This is a genomic window from Paraburkholderia sp. RCC_158 (assembly GCF_041355255.1).
GTDB classification, from domain to species: Bacteria; Pseudomonadota; Gammaproteobacteria; order Burkholderiales; family Burkholderiaceae; genus Paraburkholderia; species Paraburkholderia graminis.
This window is the reverse complement of record NZ_JBFUPM010000067.1, coordinates 1-2,172: the sequence shown is the minus strand read 5'-3', so window position 1 is coordinate 2,172 and position 2,172 is coordinate 1. Positions and strand designations below refer to the sequence as shown.

At 60.9% G+C, this 2,172-nt stretch carries 1 pseudogene; it reads left to right on the top strand.

The annotated features are described in order from the left end of the window. Window positions 1-88: 88 nt before the first annotated feature. A pseudogene (locus AB6809_RS36125) lies at window positions 89-1,183 on the top strand (IS66 family transposase); the annotation flags it as partial. Window positions 1,184-2,172: the final 989 nt, after the last annotated feature.

Genomic DNA, 2,172 nt, shown 5'->3' with positions numbered 1-2,172 from the left:
ATCAAATCGAAAATGATGGGCACTACTTTGATCTCGTGCCGCGCCGGCGCCTACGACGGCCGCCGCGAGGTGCTTACCGGTCTGCCCGTGCGGCCACCACTTCTCGCAGCCGCCTATGCCTGGCCTGCCGATCACGCGCAGTATCGCCCATCCAAGCCTGCTGGCCGACATCCTCGTCTCGAAGTACGCTGACCACACTCCGTTGTACCGGCAGTCACAGATTGCCGCGCGCGATGGCGTGAAGCTCGACCCGGCCAGCATGGGACGCTGGGTCGGCCAGTGCGAGGCGCTTTGCGAGCCGCTGACCGAGGCGCTGCGCCGCTACACGATGGCAACGTCGAAGCTGCACGCGGACGACACGCCGATCCCGGTGCTCGCGCCGGGCAACAAGAAGACGAAGACCGGGCGACTCTGGGTGTACGTGCGCGACGACAGCCGTTCGGGCTCGAAGGAGCCGGCTGCGGTGTGGTTTGCCTACTCGCCCGACCGCAAGGGCATCCATCCACAGACCCATCTCGCCGGATTCGAGGGCATCCTGCAGGCCGACGCCTACGGCGGCTTCAACGAGCTGTACGAGAGCGGCAAGGTCCGTGAGGCTGCATGTTGGGATCATGCGAGACGGTACATATACGACGTTCACGCCCGCACGCCCACCGAAGCGACTCGGCAGGTGCTCGAATTGATCGGCGAGCTCTACGGCATCGAGGCTCACATCCGTGGCAAACCGGTCGCTGAACGGCTGCGAGTAAGACAGGAGAAAAGCGTGCCGCTGCTGGCGGCCATCAAGGCGTGGATGACGAACAAGCTCACGACGCTGTCGAAGAAATCCGAGCTGGCCAAAGCGATCCGTTACTCGCTCAACCAGTGGGATGCCCTCGTGCTGTATGGCGAAGAGGGCCGCGCCGAGATCAGCAACGCCTTGGCCGAAAACGCGCTGCGTTGCGTGAGTCTGGGCCGGAAGAACTTCTTGTTCGCGGGCTCCGACAGCGGGGGCGAGCGGGCTGCCGCGATGTACGGTCTGATCGGAACGTGCAAGCTCAATGGGATCAACCCGCACGCCTACCTCGAATACGTCCTGACTCATATCGCGGACCATCCCATCAACCGCGTCGATGAACTGCTGCCCTGGAACATGGCCAGCAAGCTGCCCCCGCACCCTGACTTACCCGCGTCTACTGCCTGATTGCCGGCCAGTGAGAACCAGGTAGCCTGATTCCCGATCATGCCTCACGCGAACGTCCCGTTGCGAACGGCCGTCGCGAGGTGCTTACTTCCCCGCACACGGCTCGCGCACAGCATTAAGCGCCTTGCTGACGCCGGTCTTGCCAATTGCACAAGCCCTTCGCAAGCCGTCACATCGTTGGTTCATCTCATTGCTGAGACGAGGGCGCTGAACCGCCGTAAAGCGGTCTCTTTCAAGCTTCCCTGCGATCGAACCTCAAATGAACACCTGCGACAACTGCACCACGCGGAAGTCTGCACCCTTTCAGGTCAGGGCAAATCTTGAACCCCTATGCGGGCGATTACTGCCCGCCATTCGCTTTTTCCGCGTTCTCATATCCACTTGCCCAACAGCTTCCCTTGCGGGTCACCTGCCATAGCCAAACCTCTAGCGCGGGCGGACAATTGGACTTACCACGTTCCCGTTCTTGCCGACCCGAGTGCTACCGGATCTGTCCGTTTAGCGCCTGTCTTTCCCCCGGCAGCTTTGTGACGACGTGCTCCCATGTTCAAGAAGAGCAACCAGCTGCACACCTGTTTTGGTCTGGGCCTGTCAGCCGCTTTGGCCCATTCTCTATTACGAGGTTTATCGACAGTTCACATTTGTTGCGCATGCGGAACTTGCCTAGCCTTCACGCCGCACTTCGGCTAGCAGCGTCGCACATGTTCCCGTCGCCGGGATGGGCGTCTTTCGAGAAGTACGTTGTCCCCGGAGCTTCAGACCTGACGTTACCAGTCGCGCCTGTCCAGGTAGGCAACTGCTGGTCGTACAGCAGGTCACGGTACGGGCTCTGCCGCACGTGACAAGACAAGAACGAGCTTTACCGCCAACTACATGCCGCTTACGCGCGGCGGGCGGCGACACGTGTCGCACTGAACAGATAAAGATAGAAATACTGCCCGCGAACTGTCGTCGGCAGGTAAGTAATATCCCAGCTGAACAATTGATTG